This window comes from Streptomyces aidingensis (assembly GCF_900112355.1).
Classification (GTDB): domain Bacteria; phylum Actinomycetota; class Actinomycetes; order Streptomycetales; family Streptomycetaceae; genus Streptomyces; species Streptomyces aidingensis.
On sequence record NZ_FOLM01000003.1, the window covers coordinates 476,251 to 494,304 of the forward strand.

15 protein-coding genes are annotated in these 18,054 nt (G+C 74.3%); 6 read left to right on the forward strand and 9 right to left on the reverse strand.

Annotated features, from left to right (window positions below):
* Positions 1 to 13: 13 nt before the first annotated feature.
* From BM242_RS09280 to BM242_RS09300, 5 genes are all read right to left on the reverse strand, one after another.
* Positions 14 to 493: a hypothetical protein gene (locus BM242_RS09280; RefSeq protein WP_093838201.1), complete on the reverse strand. Its 480-nt coding sequence runs from the start codon at positions 491 to 493 to the stop codon at positions 14 to 16.
* Positions 490 to 867 (reverse strand): hypothetical protein, encoded by a 378-nt coding sequence (locus tag BM242_RS09285; RefSeq protein ID WP_093838202.1) that lies wholly within the window; start codon positions 865 to 867, stop codon positions 490 to 492. The genes BM242_RS09280 and BM242_RS09285 overlap by 4 nt, the downstream gene beginning before the upstream one ends.
* Entirely contained in the window at positions 860 to 5,866 is a 5,007-nt protein-coding gene (locus BM242_RS09290) for an HD domain-containing protein (RefSeq protein WP_093838203.1), read from the reverse strand. Before BM242_RS09290 ends, BM242_RS09285 begins: the two co-directional genes overlap by 8 nt.
* A gap of 79 nt (positions 5,867 to 5,945) precedes the next feature.
* Positions 5,946 to 6,539 carry a TetR/AcrR family transcriptional regulator gene (locus BM242_RS09295; RefSeq protein WP_093838204.1) on the reverse strand — a complete coding sequence of 198 codons (594 nt, stop codon included), beginning with the start codon at positions 6,537 to 6,539 and terminating at the stop codon, positions 5,946 to 5,948.
* 19 nt (positions 6,540 to 6,558) lie between these two features.
* Complete coding sequence (locus tag BM242_RS09300; protein WP_093838294.1) at positions 6,559 to 7,587, reverse strand: aldo/keto reductase; 1,029 nt, start codon at positions 7,585 to 7,587, stop codon at positions 6,559 to 6,561.
* A 414-nt stretch (positions 7,588 to 8,001) separates the two neighbouring features.
* Here BM242_RS09300 and BM242_RS09305 point away from each other — a divergent pair, with 414 nt between their 5' ends.
* Positions 8,002 to 9,480, forward strand: a complete 1,479-nt coding sequence (locus BM242_RS09305) for an MFS transporter (RefSeq protein ID WP_093838205.1) — start codon at positions 8,002 to 8,004, stop codon at positions 9,478 to 9,480.
* Between the two features lie 182 nt (positions 9,481 to 9,662).
* Here BM242_RS09305 and BM242_RS09310 read toward each other — a convergent pair whose 3' ends face one another.
* Positions 9,663 to 10,127 carry a cyclic nucleotide-binding domain-containing protein gene (locus tag BM242_RS09310; protein ID WP_093838206.1) on the reverse strand — a complete coding sequence of 155 codons (465 nt, stop codon included), beginning with the start codon at positions 10,125 to 10,127 and terminating at the stop codon, positions 9,663 to 9,665.
* A gap of 235 nt (positions 10,128 to 10,362) precedes the next feature.
* Here BM242_RS09310 and BM242_RS09315 point away from each other — a divergent pair, with 235 nt between their 5' ends.
* The 4 genes from BM242_RS09315 (at position 10,363) to BM242_RS09330 (ending at position 13,139) form a co-directional block, all read left to right on the forward strand.
* On the forward strand, positions 10,363 to 11,400 hold the full coding sequence (locus BM242_RS09315) for a phosphotransferase family protein (RefSeq protein WP_093838207.1): 1,038 nt from the start codon (positions 10,363 to 10,365) through the stop codon (positions 11,398 to 11,400).
* Positions 11,401 to 11,445: 45 nt separating this feature from the next.
* Positions 11,446 to 11,727 (forward strand): TFIIB-type zinc ribbon-containing protein, encoded by a 282-nt coding sequence (locus BM242_RS09320; RefSeq protein ID WP_093838295.1) that lies wholly within the window; start codon positions 11,446 to 11,448, stop codon positions 11,725 to 11,727.
* 217 nt (positions 11,728 to 11,944) lie between these two features.
* Entirely contained in the window at positions 11,945 to 12,610 is a 666-nt protein-coding gene (locus BM242_RS09325) for a DM13 domain-containing protein (RefSeq protein WP_093838208.1), read from the forward strand.
* A 73-nt stretch (positions 12,611 to 12,683) separates the two neighbouring features.
* On the forward strand, positions 12,684 to 13,139 hold the full coding sequence (locus BM242_RS09330) for a hypothetical protein (protein WP_245833929.1): 456 nt from the start codon (positions 12,684 to 12,686) through the stop codon (positions 13,137 to 13,139).
* Here the strand turns inward: BM242_RS09330 and BM242_RS09335 are convergent.
* From BM242_RS09335 to BM242_RS09345, 3 genes are all read right to left on the reverse strand, one after another.
* Positions 13,120 to 13,821, reverse strand: coding sequence for a nucleoside/nucleotide kinase family protein (locus BM242_RS09335; protein ID WP_093838209.1), 702 nt, complete (start codon positions 13,819 to 13,821; stop codon positions 13,120 to 13,122). The two genes, BM242_RS09330 and BM242_RS09335, sit on opposite strands and share 20 nt — an antisense overlap.
* A gap of 84 nt (positions 13,822 to 13,905) precedes the next feature.
* Positions 13,906 to 16,152, reverse strand: coding sequence for a glycoside hydrolase family 3 N-terminal domain-containing protein (locus BM242_RS09340; RefSeq protein ID WP_245833930.1), 2,247 nt, complete (start codon positions 16,150 to 16,152; stop codon positions 13,906 to 13,908).
* Between the two features lie 612 nt (positions 16,153 to 16,764).
* The gene (locus BM242_RS09345; RefSeq protein WP_093838210.1) at positions 16,765 to 17,322 is read right to left on the reverse strand and encodes a YceI family protein; all 558 of its coding nucleotides are present in this window, start codon (positions 17,320 to 17,322) and stop codon (positions 16,765 to 16,767) included.
* A gap of 113 nt (positions 17,323 to 17,435) precedes the next feature.
* On the opposite strand from BM242_RS09345, the gene BM242_RS09350 reads away from it, so the two are divergent.
* Positions 17,436 to 17,921 (forward strand): MarR family winged helix-turn-helix transcriptional regulator, encoded by a 486-nt coding sequence (locus BM242_RS09350; protein WP_093838211.1) that lies wholly within the window; start codon positions 17,436 to 17,438, stop codon positions 17,919 to 17,921.
* Positions 17,922 to 18,054: the final 133 nt, after the last annotated feature.

An 18,054-nucleotide genomic window follows, 5' to 3' on the forward strand; every position in this document is an offset into this window, starting at 1 on the left:
GTCGCCCACCGTTTCAACGCCCCGCGATCCGCGCCGCGCCGCCCTCCGGCGGCACCCCTGTGTCCTGCGTGGTCGACCAGGCCACTCCCACCGCAGCCGCCACACACAGCACCCCGGCGACGCTCAGCACTGTGGCGGTGATCACAAGCCTCCCGGCGCGGGCCACCTCCCGTTCCGTCCAGCGCCGCAGCGCCTGCCCGCCCAGATACACCGACTCGCCGGGGCGTCCGTAACAGGCCCGCACCGCGGTCAGCGTCCCGCAGAGCAGGCAGAGGAAACCGGCGCCCAGCAGGACCATGGCCGTGACCCGCCCGCCGGGCGACAGATCCGCCAGATTGTCACGGCCCTTCACGAACACCAGGACCGTCAGCAGCGCGGTCGTCCCGGCCAGCCCGTTGCGCCAGCCCTCGGCCTGCCGCCGCACCTCGGCCAGCTGGAGGAACTCCTGCTCCCTGGCCAGCTCCGCCCAGCGCCGGTCCGGGCCCGGGGTCACGGCGTGCCGCCGTCGTCGTCCGGCCGCACCCGCCACTGCGCCCCGCAGCCCCGGAAGGCCACCTCGGCCGGCTGCTCCGGATGCGCGTATCCGCACTCGCAGAACAGCACCTCGGTCTCCAGCAGATCCGGCTCCGCCTCGGCCTCCCGGGCCTCCCGGCGCCGGCCGAACCTGCCGAGCAGCCCCTTCGTCCCGGCCCCGGGCGCCCCGCGCGGAATCCGCGTCACCGACCGCCCCAGGCACCCGGGGCAGGTCCCCTCCAGCACCACGCTGCGCCCGTCCGGACCGCTCCGCTGGCGGAAGTCCCCCGCGACCTCGCCCAGATCCCGCTCCGCATACCGCTCCTCGAAGCGGTGCCCGCCGCCCTCACTCACCGCCCGGCCCCTCCGAAAGATCCAGCCCGAACATCCCCGCATACCGCCCCAGCCGCTCCCACACCCACTCCTCGCTCTCCCCGACCCCGCGCGCGGCATGCGCCACATGCGTCCGGCTCACCCGGCCGGCGATCGCGGGCAGCTTCCCGTCCAGATACACCGCCAGAATCGCCAGATCCTGCCAGCACGGCAGCACATCCGGCGCGCACGGCACCCGGGCCCCGGGGCCGAGCGGCACATACGGCTCCAGCCGCCGCCAGGTGCGGCACACCGGCTCACCCAGCCGCCCGGCGATGCTCACCACATCCAGCGGGACCAGCGGCTCGTCGCTGCCCGAAACCCGGTGCTCGCCCTCCAGGGCCAGAACATCCGCCGGTTCCGGGATCTCCTCGGGCAGCGCCGCCAGCGCGGTCTCGTCCGCGTCGGGCAGCAGCGCCCCCAGTGCCCGCAGGGGAGCCAGCCGCTCGTATGCCTGCCGCACGCCGACCCGCCGCGACCGCGCATACCGCACCAGGGCAGCGGGAGTGACCTCGCGCCAGCCGACGCGCTCCGAACGGAGATCGACACCGGAGAGCAGCAGCCGGACCTCGGACCGAGAGGCCCGGTAGCCGGCAAGCCGGCGGGGCAGCTCCGGGAGGGGAAAGCCGTGCGTCTCCGAGGCCGGACGCATCAGATCCCAGACGGCTGCGAGCGGTTCGTTCAATGCCTCACCGGCGGCCAGCAGGACTGCGGATGTGGGCAGTTGCCGGGGGAAGACCGGTTCACCTCGGAAGTCGGCGTCCAGGATGGTGCGGACGTCGGAGGGCAGAGCGTCCCAGTCGCGGAGAACGCCGAGGTGCGGTGTGATCTCCAGACCGGCTCTCGACAGTTCGTCCGCCATATCCGCCAGGCGGGCAGGGCTGGTGTCCGGTGGCCGGTGCAGGGACAGAGTAAACATGTCGAGTCCGGGCTCCGGTTTCCCGTTCCACCGGTAGATCTTGTCCAGCAGATCCGCGGTGTCCAGGCTGGGGACGAGATCGGTCTCGGTGCCGCCCGCTCCTGCCCGGGGCTGGTAGACGAGGGAGAGTTCTTGGCACCGGGCGACGAGTTGCTGCTCCGCCGCCGCCAGGGACAGCCGCCGTCTTGCGGCCAGTGACACCGTGGCCGCCCACCGGACCGCGTACTGTTGACCGGTGGTCCCCCAACAGTAGACGCGCAGCAGGTCATACAGGTCCTCGTCCAGGCGTTGCCACTCCTCGCAGGTTTCCGGGGACCGGAGCCTCAGGCCCAGCCATTCGAAACTCCGCAGGCTTTCGATCACCCGCTGATGGTCGTTGTGGGACTGGGAGCTGAGGAGACGGACCCGCCAGGGGGGAATGCTTCCTTTTGTCGCGTCCGCGGTGAACAGGAGATGGATGTCCTCGTCGGTGCAGATGTAGTCCCTGTGGTGGGGCGGTACCTCGGGAAGTGGCGTACCGGGGGGCAGCGCGGAATACCGGCCGCATCTGCTGACCACCTTGCCCAGGGGGAGCTGCAGTTCACGGGAAGCCACCGCGATACCGAGAAGGTCTTCGCGCAGAACCGGAGAATGCCACATGGGATCGTTCCGCCGGACTCCGCACAGAGCGCGGGTGAGTGTCCACTCGTCCCGGTCGGGCACCCGGGGGAGTGGCGTACCCGTGTGGCGCGGCGGAGCAAGCGCCGGATGCGCGATCCGCATCCGGCGGGCGCTTCTCAGTACCTCCTCCACCGTGAGTCCCACGGTGTGGGCCCAGGCGACCGCCGGGCGCCAGTCACTTGCGATGTCCAGGCTCAGTTCGTCCTCACCCGGGTACGGGACGGGATAGCCCGTCAGCGCAGCCGGGGCCGGGTCGCGGCCGGCGGGGAGCTCCATTGCGGCCCGCCGCCATGCCGTCAGACTGGTGAGGGCCTCCTCGGGGTAGGGGGGGTACCCGAAGAGCTCGCCCGGAAGATCCTCGGAATCGTCGTTATGCGTCACCCGGACGCTTCTGGGCGTCCCGTGCCACGTACTGTCGTGCAGGGCGGCGTCCTGGGCCAGCCAGCCGACCCGGTCTAGGTCCAGTTCCCGGCGGCCGTGCGACAGGGGCACCCGGAGTCCGCGGCCGGACAGCGCGGGCCAGATCGTCCGGGCGGTGTGCAGGCTGTCCCGTTGCAGCTCCCAGAGCCAGGACATCGTCAGGCCCGGCCATCCGGGCAGGACATCGGCCGCTTGCCGCAGGATGCCGTCGGCCCATCCGCGGTCCCAGTCCTGGAGCTTGTTGCGGTCCACGCTCAGTCGGCCGGCCTGGGGGCCGGTGAGGTTGAGGACATAACCGAAGGGCTTCCTGTCCGTGGCGATGCCGTCGCACAGGAGGGCGCCCTTGCCCTCGGTCCACCACAGCGTCCCGGGAACGGCCTCCTGGGATCGCGCCGGGTACTCCACCGGTCCGTGTTCCAGTCTGCCCGGGGACCACCGGACGGGACTGCCGGTGCCGGTGCCGGCCGTCAGGCGGAATTCGCTGACGGCGACAAGATCCCGCAGGGTGCGGGCACAGGAGAGGCCGGCCAGCTCCGGGTCGTCCCGCAGGTAGAGGCGGACCCGGGTGCCGCCCTCGGCCAGGGCGTCTCCGGAGTCGTCCGGCTGCCGGACGATCCGGAAGAGGCTGCCGCTGCTGGGAATGTCGACGCGCCAGGCGTGCCGGGCCGCGACGCCCCCCGGTGTCACCTCCCGGGTGACGATGGTCATCTCCCGGGCCAGCATGAAGTAGCTGAACACGCCGATTCCAAAACGGCTGTTCGGATACAGGCGCAGGGTGGGGTCATGGCGGAGCCAGCGGGCCTGCTCCCGGCGGAAGGCCCGGGACTGCTCGAAGCGGGAACCGGCCTTGGTGAAGGTGTTCTTGAGCTGCTCCAGGCCCATCCCGACGCCATTGTCCCGGCATTCGACGTACCGGCCGCGTCCGTCCTCGCCCTGGGTGAAGGTGATCCGGCCCTCCCAGGGCATCTGCTGTCCCCTGGACCGCAGATAGGCGCACCGCATCGCCCGGTAGCGGCAGGCGTCCAGGGCGTTCTGATACATCTCGCGCAGCGCCAGCGCGGGATCGCCGTAGAGCTGACGGCCCATCAGCAGTTCTCGCACCTCGGTGTGGGCCAGCCGGAAACGCAGCAGGGGAACCTCGTAGGCGACCGCGTTGTCCTGTTGCCGCGGCCGGAGTCCGCGGGCCGTCACCCGGGCCGGCAGCGCCGCCAGCAGCGCGGCCTGCTTGCCGGGGAGGGAGGAGCCGGCCTCGGCGCGCAGGGTGGCGGAGAGCCGGTCCGCCCGCTCGGTGATGTCGGACAGTGCCGCGTGCAGGGCCTCGTGCGGGCACAGCAGATGCAGATGGAGTCCCTCGCCGTCCCGCTCCCAGTGCAGGGAGGTGCCCAGCAGCCGCAGCACATCGCCGGGCACCACCGGCACCGAGACCGCCAGATGCTCGGCGACGATGTCCGGCAGGGTACGGGCGTCGGCCGCCAGCACGGCCGCCAGGCGCAGCAGCGCGCGCAGCGGGCGTTCGCGGAAGACCTGAGTGCCCTCGGCGAGCCGGACGGAGCCATGCTGCCGGGTGCCATCGGGATCGGTGTCCGGAACGGCGTCCACCGCGAGCGCCAGTGCGGCCAGCAGACCGGCCAGCTCTTCGTTCCGCCCGCTGCCCTCCGCGTCCTCGCCGAGCAGGTCCCGGGCCAGTGTCCGGGCGGCCGTGGCGGGGACCGGGCTCTCGTCGATGTCCAGGCATTCCGCGATCCAGCGGTGCACCAGCCACAGGGCCACCTGCTGCGCTTCCCCGGTGCGGCCCCGCGCCCGCGCGGCGGCGAGCTTGCGGGCGAGGGTCGGGTGGTTGCCGTGCACCTGCTCCAGATGGGCGCGGCGGGCGGTGGGTTGTGGCTGCCGCTCCACGGCGAGCGGTTCGCATTCGGCGGCCTGGCCCAGGCGTTCGGCCCAGGCGGCCTCCCGGAGGAAGGGCGCCGCGATGAGCGCGGCGGCCTCGACGGGGGAGAGGCAGGCGTCCGGCGGCAGCAGCAGGGGAAGGGTCCGGGTCAGCAGGCGGACCGGGAAGGCGTCGTCGGCCCAGGGGTCGGCGGCGGGGAGCCTGCCCTGCGCCTGGTGCACCCGGCGGGCGGTGTCGTCGGCCAGTGAGAGCAGGGCCTGCCGGAGCCGTCCGGCCGCCGGGCCCCCGCCGGGCTCCACCCGTTCCCACAGCGGAGTGCCGTTGACGGCCTCGCGCCACTTCTCCAGCAGTTTGCGGCCGGTGCAGATCCGGGCGTCCTTGGTCTCCGGCTCCCGGTCGGGGGCGTAGCGGATCGAGACGTCCTGCTCCAGAGCGTGCTGCCGGGCCTCGCGGGCGGTACGGGCTGCGGCGGCTGCGTAGACCTCCTGGACGGTGCGGGCGGCGGAGAGCGGGTCGAGTGCGGCGGCGAGGCCGCGGGTGAAGAAGCTGCCCTCGTCGGTGTGGCCGCAGCGCTGGCCGGGGCGGCAGCCGACCAGCACGGCGAACCGGCTGTGCGGCGGGCCGGTCAGGGTGCTGTTGCCGAAGGCGGCGGCCTCGGTGCCCGGCGGGCTGTTGCGGCAGGCGTCGACCAGCCACAGCACGGTCCCGGCCCGGCAGTCGGCCAGGTACGGGCCGATGTCGGCGGGCAGCAGGGTGTCGCGGTAGGGAAGCTTCCAGTCGCCGTCCTCCGGGGCGCGGGCGTCGGCCGGGACCAGGTAGTCGGTGCCGTGCAGGCGCAGGCCGTGGCCGGAGAAGTACAGCAGCAGGGTGCTGCCGGGCGGGGCGTCGCGGGAGGTCTCGTGGATGCGGGTGCCGATCGCCGAGCGTCCGGCCTCGGGGCCGGTGAGGATCTCCACCTCGTAGCCGGAGCCCTCCAGGGCCTTGCGCAGGGCGGTGAGGTCGGCCTTGACGGCCTTGTCGAGGGGACCGAAGGCGGCGCGGGCCCGCGGGGCGTCGGGAATGCCGATGAGGAGTGCCTTGCGGTGTGCCGACATTGCGCCCGTCCCCCTGATCTCCCCGGTCCCCGTGGTGGCGGGACCATCATGGCAGTCGGGCGGGGGGCCCGGGGCCGGATCAGGGCCCGGGGCGCAGGCTGTTGAGGATCAGGGCGCGGAGGGCGGCGAAGTCGGCGTCGGCCCCGGGGGCGGACCAGTGGGCGGCGTAGGCCGGGTCGTGGAAGCGGGCGCTGGCGTGGAAGACCGCGCGGGCGGAGACGACCGGGTCCTCGTCGGGAAGGGAGAACGCGCCCGCGTCCCGGCCGTCGGCCAGGACGCGGGCGAGCTGGGCGACGAGGGTGGCGATGTGCCGCTCGACCGTCTCGCTGGCCTCGCCGGCCAGGACCAGATAGGTGGCGAAGAGTTCCGGGTCGCGGCCGGCCTTGCGGCGCTTGAACGCGAAGAGGGTCTCCAGCCAGCGGGAGAGACGTTCGTCCGCCGGGCCGGGCTCGCCGGCGATGGCGTCCAGGGTGCCGGTCTCCTGGTCCAGCCAGCGCTCGGTGACGGCCTCGCGCAGCGCCGTCTTGCTGGGGAAGTGCCGGTAGACGCTGCCGTGGGTGACCCCGAGCGCCCGTGCCACGTCCACCACCGTCGCCTTGGCCGGGCCGAACCGGCGCAGCACGTCCTCGGTCGCCTCCAGGATGCGGGCGGGGGTCAGGGGCTCCTCGGGCATGCTGCGCGGCTCTCCTCACTCAGGGCGTTCCGGGGCGGGGCCGGCGCCGTTCGCTGTCGAGGTGGGCCATCTGGGCGGCCGGATAGCGCTCGCCGGAGGCGGCACCGGCCGGGACGGCCTGTTCGACGGCTGCCAGGCCGTCCGGCCCGAGCCTAGCGCCGAGCGCGCCGAGCGCCTCGGTCAGCCGGTCCCGCCGGCGGGCGCCGATCAGCGGGACGATGTCCTCGCCCTGCGCCAGTACCCAGGCGATGGCGGTCTGTGCCACGGTCAGGCCGAGGTCGGCGGCCACCGCGCGCAGCGACTCCACGAGCGCGAGATTGCGGGTCAGGTGCTCGCCGCCGAAGCGCGGGGAGAGCGCCCGGAAGTCGTCGGGGGAGAGCCGGCGGCCGGCCGACCAGTGACCGCTGATCAGGCCCCGGGAGAGCACCCCGTAGGCGGTGACGGCGATGCCCAGTTCGCGGCAGACCGGCAGGATCTCGTCCTCGATGCCCCGGGAGATCAGCGAGTACTCGATCTGCACATCGGCGACCGGGGCCACCGCCGCCGCCCGGCGGATGGTTTCCGGGCCCGCCTCGGACAGGCCGATATGGCGGACGTATCCGGCCTGGACGGCCTCCGCGATCGCCCCGACGGTCTCCTCGATCGGCACCTGCGGGTCCACCCGGGACAGCCGGTAGATGTCGATGTGGCCGGTGCCCAGCCGCTGGAGCGAGTGGGCAAGGAAGTTCTTGACGGCGGCCGGCCGGCCGTCGTAGCCGAGCCAGGCGCCGTCCGGGGCGCGCAGCGCGCCGAACTTGACGCTGACCAGGGCCCGCTCCCGGGCGGCGGACGGCGCGGTGCGCAGCGCCTCGGCGATCAGCAGCTCGTTGTGGCCCATGCCGTAGAAGTCGCCGGTGTCCAGCAGGGTGATCCCGGCGTCCAGGGCGGCGTGCACGGTGGCGAGGGATTCGGCGCGGTCGGCCTCGCCGTAGAGGGCGGACATGCCCATGCAGCCGAGGCCGAGGGCGGAGACCCCGGGGCCGGTGGCGCCGAGCCTGCGGACCGGCAGGGGAGTGGTGGGCCGAGTGGACGGCGCGGGGGACGTCGCAGCGGACGGCTGAGTGGGCACGGAGGGCTCCGTTCGGGAGGGAACCGGGACTGTGTGACAACCATGGCATGACGGATAACAGATTTCAATATCTGTCATCCGATTCCCGGGGGAGCCGGGCAGGAGGGGCGGGACCTATGTCCTGTGAGCAAGGCCACCGAGCGCCACGACCGGCGGGCGGCACAGGGGAGTTGGGGAAACGGGACGGTCCCGGGGCGGCGATCTTGGTCTTCTCCGGGGAGAACGGGTCTGCCAGTGTTTCGCCTGTGCTGATGCCAGGCACCGGCCGCGGGTGGTCATCCAGGGCGCCGACCGGGCATCTCTGCCTGCTCCTTCCCCGCTGCTGTCCGTACGCCCCCGGCACCCCCCTTCGCCATGCCTTCTCTTCTCCCCCTGCCGCGCCGCCCGCGCGCCGCCCGTTCCGCCGACCGCAATCCGTGGCGCTGTCTCCGCTCGCCGAGCATGCGCTGGTGGTCGGCGGCCAACCTGGTGTCCAATCTCGGCACCTGGATGCAGATGACGGTGCAGAACGTCCTGGTCCTCCAGGTCACCGGATCGGCCGCGATGACCGGCCTCTCGCTCGCCGTCCAGGCCGGCCCCGGCCTGCTCTTCGGACTGCTGGGCGGCGCGGCCGTGGACGCCCTGCCGCGCAAGCTGGTCGCCGGCGTCAGCCAGGCCGCCCTGGCCATGGTCGCCTTCACCACCGCGCTGCTGGTCGCCCTCGGCGCCCTCGGCGTTCCGGCCCTGCTGGTGCTGGCCGCGGTCACCGGCCTGATCGCCACCGTGGACGGCCCGGCCTGCGCGCTGCTGGGCAACGACCTGGTCCCGGCCAGGGACGTGCCCTCGGCCATCGCCCTCGGCTCGGCCGTGCACAGCGTCGGCCGGCTGGCCGGTACCGCGCTCGCCGGAGTCGCGGTGGTGCTCTTCGGCACCGCCGCCGCATTTGTGGCGAACGGGCTGTCGTTCCTGTTCGTCGCCGCCGTGATCCCCTTCCTGAAGCTGCTGGACCGGTCCGCGGAGGGCGAAGGGGACCCGGTGCCCGCGCCGGTCCCCGTGACCGGGCCCCGGGCCGCCGCCACACCGCACCAGATACCGAAGCCGGCGCCGCTCGGACCGCCGCGCCCCCGCACCCCCGAGAACGAGCCGCGCGCCGCCGGGCGGCCCGGGGAACCGGCGCGGGACGGCGAGCGGGCCGTCGCCGGCCCCCGGGAGGGACTGGCGTTCTTCTTCGGCCGGCCCCGGCTGGTCGCCCTTGCCCTGCTCACCGCGCTCAGCGCGGTCTTCGGCCGCAACTACTCACTGACCCTGGCCGTCCTGGTCACCGGTCCGCTGGCGGCCGGTGCCGGAGCCTTCGGCACGGTGGCCACCGCGCTGGCCGTCGGCGGCACACTCGGCGCCGTGGTCGCGGGCATGCTGCGCAAGCCCTCGGTCCGGCTGGTCGCCGGCATGGCGGCCACCGGCGCGCTGCTCCAGATCGCGGCCGGACTGAGCCCCACCCTGCTGCTGCTGACCGTGCTGGTGGTCCCCATGGCGATCGTGGAGTCGGTCTCCGACACCGCCGGCACGACCGTGCTCCAGACCGATCCGCCCGCGGCCATGCGCGGCCGGGTGCTGGGCGTGTGGCGCAGCCTGAGCACCGGCTGGGGCCTGCTCGGCCCGCTGGCCGCGGGCGGGATGATGGAACTGCTCGGTGCCCGGGCGTCGCTGGTGCTGGGCGGCGTGGTCATCGCGGCCACGGCGGGCGCGGCGGTGCTGCTGCGGGCCGGCGGGCGCAGCCCGGTCGCGCTGCCCCGGCCGCGGCTGCGGCTGCGGCCGGTGCGGGTCACCGCCCCGCAGCTCTCCCCCGCGGCCTGAGCCGCCGGCGGAGCACAACGCGGAGGGGAGCAGCGCGGCGGAGCCGGGGACGCGAGCGGCAGCGGGAGCAGAACACGGCTCCCGCGGTCCCCCCCCCCGGCCCCGCCGCGTACCTGTACGCACACAGGGAGGCAGCCGGCGCGCCAGGTGTCCGAGGGCCGGGCGGACCGCCGTCCCGGTCCTCATCGGTCCGGCCCGCCGCCGCAGGGGCCGTACAGGTCCAGCAGCCGGATGCGGGCGGTCCCCAGCCGGTGGCCGATGATCTCCGCCACCCGCCGGGCGACCGAGCGGCCCAGCACCGGATCCGCCTCGCACAGGGAACGCACCCGGGCCGCGTCGAACTCATGGGCCCGCACCGGGCTGAGCGCCGCCGCGCCGAGATGCCAGGTGCGCGGCGGGAACAGCCAGGACCAGCCCACCAGGTCCCCCGGCCCCAGCGTCTCCACCACGGCCGGCGGGCGGCCCGGCACCTGGAGATCCAGGGTCACCGAGCCGGTGCGGATGATCCAGAAGCGGCCGGCGTCGCCGTTCTCGTCGAACAGGCGGGCGCCGGCGGGGAAGCAGACATCGCGGGCGGCGGCCGGCAGACGCTCCCGGTCCTCCGGGCGGAGGACTCCGAGCAGGCTGGTCGCGGTCACGGCGGGCATACCGTTCCCTCCTTCTGTGCTGCTGTGCCACCGACGGCGCGGCGGGGCCGGGCGGAGGAGCGGCGGCGAACCGGCGGGGGAAGACCGGGGCGCCGCCGCCTCCTGGCCCGGCAGGGACGATGCCGGGCCGGTGCAGTCATCCTGCGGCGGGGCCGTCGCGGCGGGCAGGGGCCGGCCGGCCCCTGCCCGGGGCCGACCGGCCGGTGGGGGCGCGGGCCCTCTACCATCCGGGCCCATGAGCGAAGAGCAACGGTCCGGTCAGCCGCCGCAGCCGCAGCCGCAGCCGCCCGGCGGGCTGGTGACCGCGCTCGCCGCGCTGGCCGCCCGCGCGCCGGGCGCCGCGCCCGCGGAGCCGCCCGGCGAGCCGGTGGTGCTGGCCGGCCATCCGGAGCGGGTGGTGGTGCGCAACGGCGGCGCGGTGGCCAAGGCCCACGCCGCCGGCACCGATCCGGCCGCCCTGGAACTGCGGCTGCGGGTGGCCGCCGACCCGGCACTGCGCGGAATCCTGCTGCCGCCGCTCGGCGCCCCCGTGATCCGTCCGCTGCCCGGCGGCGGCCGGCCCGCGACCCTGTGGCCGTACGGCACCCCGGTCGATCCGGTGGACCCGGACGCCGCGCCCTGGGCGGAGGCCGGCCGGCTGCTGGCCCGGCTGCACGCGGTGCCGGTGGCCCCGCTGGAGGGCCGGCTGGGCGGCGCGCTGCCGGTGATGCGCGGCCCCGCCCGGGTGGCCGAGGCCATGGCCCGGCTCCGGGCCTGCGCGCCCGGCGGGCCGCGGCCGGCCGCCGCCCGGAAGGCCGTGGAGGACGCCTGGGCCGGGCTGCCCGGCTGGTGCCGGGCCGAGCCGGGCACGGGCGCCGCGCCGCCCTCCGGCTCCGGAGGTCCGCCCGCGCTGTGCCACGGCGACTTCCATCTGGGGCAGCTGCTGCGCCACCCGCCGGAGCACGGCCCCTGGCGGCTGATCGACGTGGACGACCTGGGAACCGGCGAACCCGCCTGGGACCTGGCCCGGCCCGCCGCCGGGTTCGCGGCCGGTTTCCTGCCCCCGGAGGACTGGCGGCGGCTGCTGGACGCCTATCAGGAGGAGAGCGGCACCGCGGGCCGGGACCCGTGGCCCGCGCTGGACCCGCCCGCCCGCGCGGTCACCGTGCAGCTCGCCGCGCTCAGCCTGGTCCGGGCCGGGGAACCGGGCGGCGGCGCCCTGGACGAGGACGACGAATCACTGATCGACGCCTGTGTCCGCATCTCCCGGCTGGTTTCCGGGGGAAGCATTTAACCTGGGGAGCACCAGCGAACGATTCGTAAGGGGATGGAACCGACCATGCAGTGTCCCAAGTGCCACGCCGCGATGCACACGTTCAACCGCAGCGGCGTCCAGATCGAGCAGTGCAGCGGCTGCCGGGGGATCTTCCTCGACTACGGCGAGCTGGAGGCCATCACCCGTCTGGAGGGCCAGCAGTACCCGCCGGCCGCGCCGCCCGCCGCCGCCCCGCCGCCGGCCGCCGGCTACCAGCAGCAGCCCGCGTGGGGCGCGCCGCAGCACCACCACCACTACGGCCACGGGCACCGGCGCAGCTTCTCCCGGATGCTGTTCTCCTCCTGACGCGACTCCTGACGCGACGCCGTCAGCCGCAGCCGCCGTCACGGCCCGCGCGCGGTCCCGCCCCTTGGGCGGCAGCACCGCGCGCGGGCCGTCGTGCGCCGGCCGGGGCGGGACGTAAGCCTTCCGTAAGCCGCCGACGGGCCCCGGCCGGGCCCGCGGCGCCCCGGCATGCCGTTGAATGGGGCGCAACGACGGACTGCCCCGGGGGGTAAAGGACATGAACAGGGTGTGGCGACTGCCGGCCAGGCCGGTGGTGATCGCGGTTCTGGTGGCCGGAGCGGCGGCCGTGGGCTTCGGGATGTACTGGTTCCAGCCGTGGAAGCTCTGGGTCGACGAGACCGTCAACGAGGAACTGCCCGGCGTCGCCGCCACGCCCGCACCGCAGGACGGCGGCGGGGAGCAGCCGGCCGGGGACGCCGCCTCGCCGCCTCCGTCGTCGTCCCCGTCGTCCCCGTCATCGTCGTCTCCGTCGTCGCCGTCGCCGCCGTCGCCGTCTCCGTCGCCGAGCGAGCCGGCCGGGCCGGTGGAACTGGCCACCGGCGAGTTCATCACCCATGAGCACGACACCGCGGGCACCGTCCGCCTGCTGCGGCTGGCGGACGACTCGGTGGTGCTGCGCCTGGAGGGCCTGGACACCAGCAACGGCCCTGATCTGCATGTCTGGCTCACCGACGCGCCGGTCATCGAGGGCCGGGACGGCTGGGGCGTCTTCGACGACGGCCAGTACCTCAGCGCCGGCAAGCTCAAGGGCAACAAGGGCGACCAGAACTACCCGCTGCCGCAGGGCACCGATCTCGACGCCTACACCAGCGTCTCCATCTGGTGCGACCGCTTCAACGTCTCCTTCGGCGCCGCGGAACTCGCCTGGACGGCCGAAGCCTGAGCCGTGCCCCGCGGAGAGGAGTTACGCTGACGGCCAGCGCGGTTCCGCAAACGCCCGACAACGGGAGGTCATCGTGCGCGTCGGTCTGCTGCGCCTGATCGGAGCCACCACCGCGGCCTACGGCATCGCGGTCGCCGCCCGTCCCGGCCTGCTGGCCAGGCCCTCCGGCCTGACCGACCGGGACGGCCGGGTGGCCGAGGACACCGAGATCTCGCTGCGCCCGCTGGCCTGGCGCGACGCGGCCGGCGGCCTGGCCCTGCTGCTGGCCCCCGAGGGCCCGGCGCTGGGCACCGCCGCCGCGGTCCGCATCGCCTCCGACCTCGGTGACGCGGTGCTGCTCGGCCGGGCGCTGCGCGGCCGGTTCCGCCGCTTCGGCGCGGTGGCCACCGCGGGCGGCTGGGCGGCCCTCACCCTGGCCGCGGTGCTGGCCCCGCCGCGCGGCACCGCGGGTGCCGGTGCCGCCGGTGCCGCCGGGGGACCGGCGGCGGCGCGTTCCCGGTGGCCGGCCGTCAGGGCAGCACGGCGGTGACCACCCGGTCGCAGCGGGAGCGGGAACCGGCGATCAGCGCGGCGTTCGGCCGGTCGTTGGTGTCGATCCAGGCGCGGGCCGCCCGCTCGCTGCGGCCGTAGGTCCTGTGGCGGTCCATCAGCCGGGCGTCCCGCTGGTCCTGTGGCGCCTCCACGTACCAGACCTCGGCCATCAGCGCGCGGGCCGCCGGCCAGCCGGGAACGTCGCAGGCCAGATAGTTCCCCTCGGTGACGATCAGCCGCACCCCGGGCCGCACCAGATGGCGGGCGGCCACCGGCTCGTCCAGGGCGCGGTCGAAGTCGGGGACATAGACGCCGGCTTCGGTCTCGGTGCGCAGGCGGCGCAGCAGGGCGGTGTAGCCGTGGACGTCGAAGCTGGGCTCGGAGCCCTTGCGGGAGCGCAGGCCGAGCCGGTCGAGCTGGGCGTTGGAGAGATGGAAACCGTCCAGCGGGACATGGGCGGCGGTGTCCGCGCCGATGGCGGCGACCAGCGCCCGGGCCAGGGTGGACTTGCCGGCCCCGGGCGGGCCGGTCAGACCGAGCACGGTGCGGCCCGTGCCGGCCGCCCGGTCCGTCCGGTCGTCCGCGGGCAGCAGGGCGAGGGCGCGGCTGACCAGTTCCGCCAGCGGCGTGGCGGCGGGCGGGACCGGGGGCGGCGGGGGAGAGGCCGGTGGCTGCTGCATGGCTGCACCTTACGGACCCCGGCCGTGGCCCTCCCGCGGAGGCGGGAGGGCCACTGACCGGAGCCGGGGTGGGGAGAGCCCCCGCTAGCCGGTCGTGCAGGAGGTCTGCGGCACGGGCGACGCGGACCCGGAGGCGGTGAAGCCGAACGACGCCGAGGCGTCCGGGGCCAGCTGCCCGTTCCAGTTGGCGTTGGTCACCGTGACGGTGGAGCCGGAAACGGTGTGGCTGCCGTTCCAGAGGCTGTTGATGGTGACCCCGGAGGGGTTGGTCCACTGCACCCGCCAGCCGCTGAGCGCCGCCGAGCCGGTGTTGCTGACCGTGACCTCCGCCTGGAAGCCGCCCGACCAGGAGTTGACCACCCGGAAGTCCGCGGTGCACGCCGCCGACGGGTCCGGGTCGGGCTCCGGGTCGGGGTCCGGCTCGGGATCGGGGTCCGGTTCCGGGTCCGGGTCGGGCTCGGGGTCGGGGTCGGTGCCGGAGTAGGTCAGGCCGTGGCCGAGCGGGAAGAGGGCGTCCTTGCCGTCCCCGTCGTTGATCGGCTGCTGGCTCGCCGACCGCATCCAGGTCACCGGCAGGGTTCCGGTGGGCGCGTAGTCGCCGTACAGCACATCGGCCACCCCGCCGCCCTCGGTGCCCGGCAGCCAGGCGGCCACCAGCGCGTCCCAGCCGTCCAGCTGCCCGGCGATGTCCAGCGGCCGGCCGGAGACCAGCACCACCACCAGCGGCACACCGGAGGCCCGCAGCCGGTTCAGGGTGTTCAGGTCCTCCTGGTCCAGCCCCATCGACCCGGGCCGGTCGCCCTGGCCCTCCGCGTACGGGGTCTCGCCGACCACCGCGACGGCCACGTCGTGGGAGGAGTCGATGCCGTGCCCCTCCCGTTGGTAGGTGACCCGGGAGGCGTCGCCGGCCACCTCCCGCAGGCCCTGGAGAATGGTGGTGCCCTCGGTGACCGGGCCGCTGTCGCCCTGCCAGCTGATGGTCCAGCCGCCGCTCTGGTTGCCGATGTCGTCCGCCGACTTGCCGGCGACGAAGACCCGGGCCGAGCGGTCCAGCGGCAGCACCTCGTTGTCGTTCTTCAGCAGCACCTGCGACTTGCGCACCGCCTCCCGGCCGATCGCCCGGTGCTCGGCCGAGCCGATGGTCGAGGTCCAGGAGCGGTCGGTCAGCGGTCGCTCGAACAGGCCCAGCTCGAACTTCTTGGTCAGGATGCGGCGGTTGGCGTCGTCGATCCGCGCCATCGGCACCCGCCCGGCCTGCACCTCGGCGCGCAGGGTGCTGATGAACTGCTGGTACTCGTAGGGCACCATCACCATGTCGATGCCCGCGTTGACCGCGTCGGCCACCTCCGAGCCGGTGAAGCCGGGCGCGCCGTCGAGCTGGTCCACGGCGGCCCAGTCCGACACCACGAAGCCGTCGAAGCCCAGCTCGCCCTTGAGCACATCGGTGATCAAGTAGCGGTGGCCGTGCAGCTTCTGCCCGTTCCAGCTGCTGTAGGAGATCATCACCGAGCCCACGCCGCGCTCCACCGCGGCCCGGAACGGGGGCAGGTGGACCGCCCGCAGTTCGGCCTCGCTCAGCTCGGTGTTGCCCTGGTCGTCGCCGCCGGCGGTGCCGCCGTCGCCCAGGTAGTGCTTGGCGGTGGCCAGCACCGACGCCGGGTCGCCGCCCAGGGTCTCCCCCTGGAGGCCGGTGATCAGTGTGGTCATGGCGCCGGGCAGCTCGGGAATCTCGCCGAAGGACTCGTATGTCCGGCCCCAGCGGTCGTTGCGGGCCACGCACAGGCAGGGCGCGAAGTTCCAGTCGATGCCGGTGCCGGCCACCTCCTCGGCGGTGGCCCGGCCGATGCGCTGCACCAGGTCGGGGTCGCCGGCCGCGCCCAGACCGATGTTGTGCGGGAAAATCGTGGCCCCGCGCACATTGTTGTGGCCGTGCACGGCGTCCACGCCGTAGATCATCGGGATGCCCAGCGGGGTCTCCAGCGCGGCCCGCTGGTAGGAGTCGTACATGTCCGCCCAGGCCTGCGGGGTGTTGCCGGCGGGGGTGGAGCCGCCTCCGGAGAGCACCGAGCCCAGCCGGTGGGCGGTGATGTCCGACGGGGAGTCCAGGGCGCTGCGCTCGGCCTGGGTCATCTGGCCGATCTTCTCGTCCAGCGTCATCCGGGACAGCAGGTCCGCCACCCGGTCGTCCACCGGCTGGGCGGGGTCCAGGTAGAGCGCGCCCTCGGGCGCGGCGGCGGCCCGGCCGGGCCCGGCGGCGCCGAGCATCCAGCCGGCCAGCAGGGCGGCGGCGGTTCCGGCGGCCAGACGTTTGAGTCTGCCTCGTCTCGTCACGGTGTCAGTCCTTCCGGTGCGGCGGAAACCGGTTGTTCCGGTCCGCGCAGTGGGGGGTCCGAGCCGGACAAACCGGCACGAGGATTGAACCCGATGTTTGGGAGCGCTCCCAAAGCGCCGCGCGGAACGCCGCCGCGGGACGGCGGAACGGCGGAGCCGTGCTCCGTGCACAGCCCCGTGCGGGGGTGGGGCTGAAACGTTGGAAAGCGGGTGGCGCGATCGGGCGGTAGTGCGGGCTGTGCGGCGGCGGTCCGTTGCGGGCGGTGCGGCGGCGTCACCGCGGCCGAGCCGCCGGCCGGCGCGGCGGCGCGGCCCCGGGACCGGGACGGTGCGGCTCCACCGGCCCGCAGGTCCGTGCCGCCTTCCTGCGACTTGTGTCGGGGACTGTCGCCCGGCGGCGTCGAAGTGACGCTTTCGACATCGCCTCTCATGAAGCCAGCACAGCAGAAGCCTGTCAACGAGGCTGACAGGCTTCAGAAGTTGAAGGGGCGATGGGGCAGAGGAAGGCCGGAAGGAAGGCCGGGCCGCCGGCCCGGGGGTCGGCCGGCGGCCCGGCGGTCCGCGGACGGTCCATTTCGTGCCGTCGCCCGGGGCGGCGGCCGGACCGCGGGGTCAGGACTGCTTGATCGCCGAGATCTCGAACTCCAGCGTGACCTTCTCGCTGACCAGCAGGCCGCCGGTCTCCAGCGGCGCGTTCCAGACCACGCCGTAGTCCTTGCGGTTGATCTCCACCGAGCCCTCCAGGCCCACCCGCAGATTGCCGAACGGGTCCTGCGCGGCGCCCTCGTAGCTGAACGGAATGGTCACCTGCCGGGTGACACCGCGGACGGTCAGGTCACCCGTGAGGTCGAAAGTGGTGTCGCCGGTCCGCCGCACCGCGGTGGAGACGAAGGTGATCTCCGGGTGGTCCTGCATGGCCAGGAAGTCGTTGCTGCGCAGGTGCTCGTCGCGCTGGCTGTTGCGGGTGTCGATGGAGGCGGCCTTGATGGTCACCCGGACGCTGGACTGCTCCGGCTTCTCGCCGTCCAGCTCGGCGGTGCCCTCGAACTCGTTGAACGCGCCGCGGACCTTGGTCACCATCGCATGCCGGGCCACGAAGCCGATGCGGCTGTGGGCCGGGTCGATGGTGTAGCTGCCGGTCAGCTCGGCGGTGGGGGCGTTGCTGCTCATGGTGGTTCTCCCTGGTCGACGGGGTGGTCGGGGGTCATCCGCAAGGATGATGTGTCATTTAGCCTTCACCAACATACATGATGAGTCATGCATTCTCCCGGTAAGCTGGCCGCATGGATGGCACCAGATGGCTGGACGCGGAGGAGCAGCGCGCCTGGCGCGCGTATCAGCAGATGCAGTCGCGGCTCAACGCCCGGCTGGGCCGCCAGCTCCAGAGCGACTCCGGGCTGTCCCTGGCCGACTACGAGGTGCTGGTCTGTCTCACGGACGTCGCGGAGGGGCGGCTGCGGCCCTATGAGCTCCAGCGGCGGCTGGAGTGGGAGCAGAGCCGCCTGTCGCACCACATAGGCCGGATGCAGCGGCGCGGCCTGGTGGGCCGGGAGGGCTGCCCGGAGGACGCCCGGGGCTCCTTCATCGTGCTCACCCCGGCCGGGCGGGAGGCCATCGAGGCCGCGGCGCCCGGCCATGTGGAGGCGGTCCGGCGGCTCTTTCTGGACGTGCTCACCAGGGAACAGCTCATGATGCTGGGCGGCATGGCCCGCCAGGTCCTCCAGTCGCTCCAGGCCCCGCCGCCGGCCGCCGCCCGGAACGCCGGCTGAGCCGTCCGGGCAGGTCCCGGCACGTTCCCCGGCGCCGCAGGCGCCCGGAGGGTCCGCCGCGGACCCCGCCCGGCACCGGCGGTGCCGGGCGGGCGGAGGTATGCGGCCGTTGAATCGTCTTGAGCCGGACGCT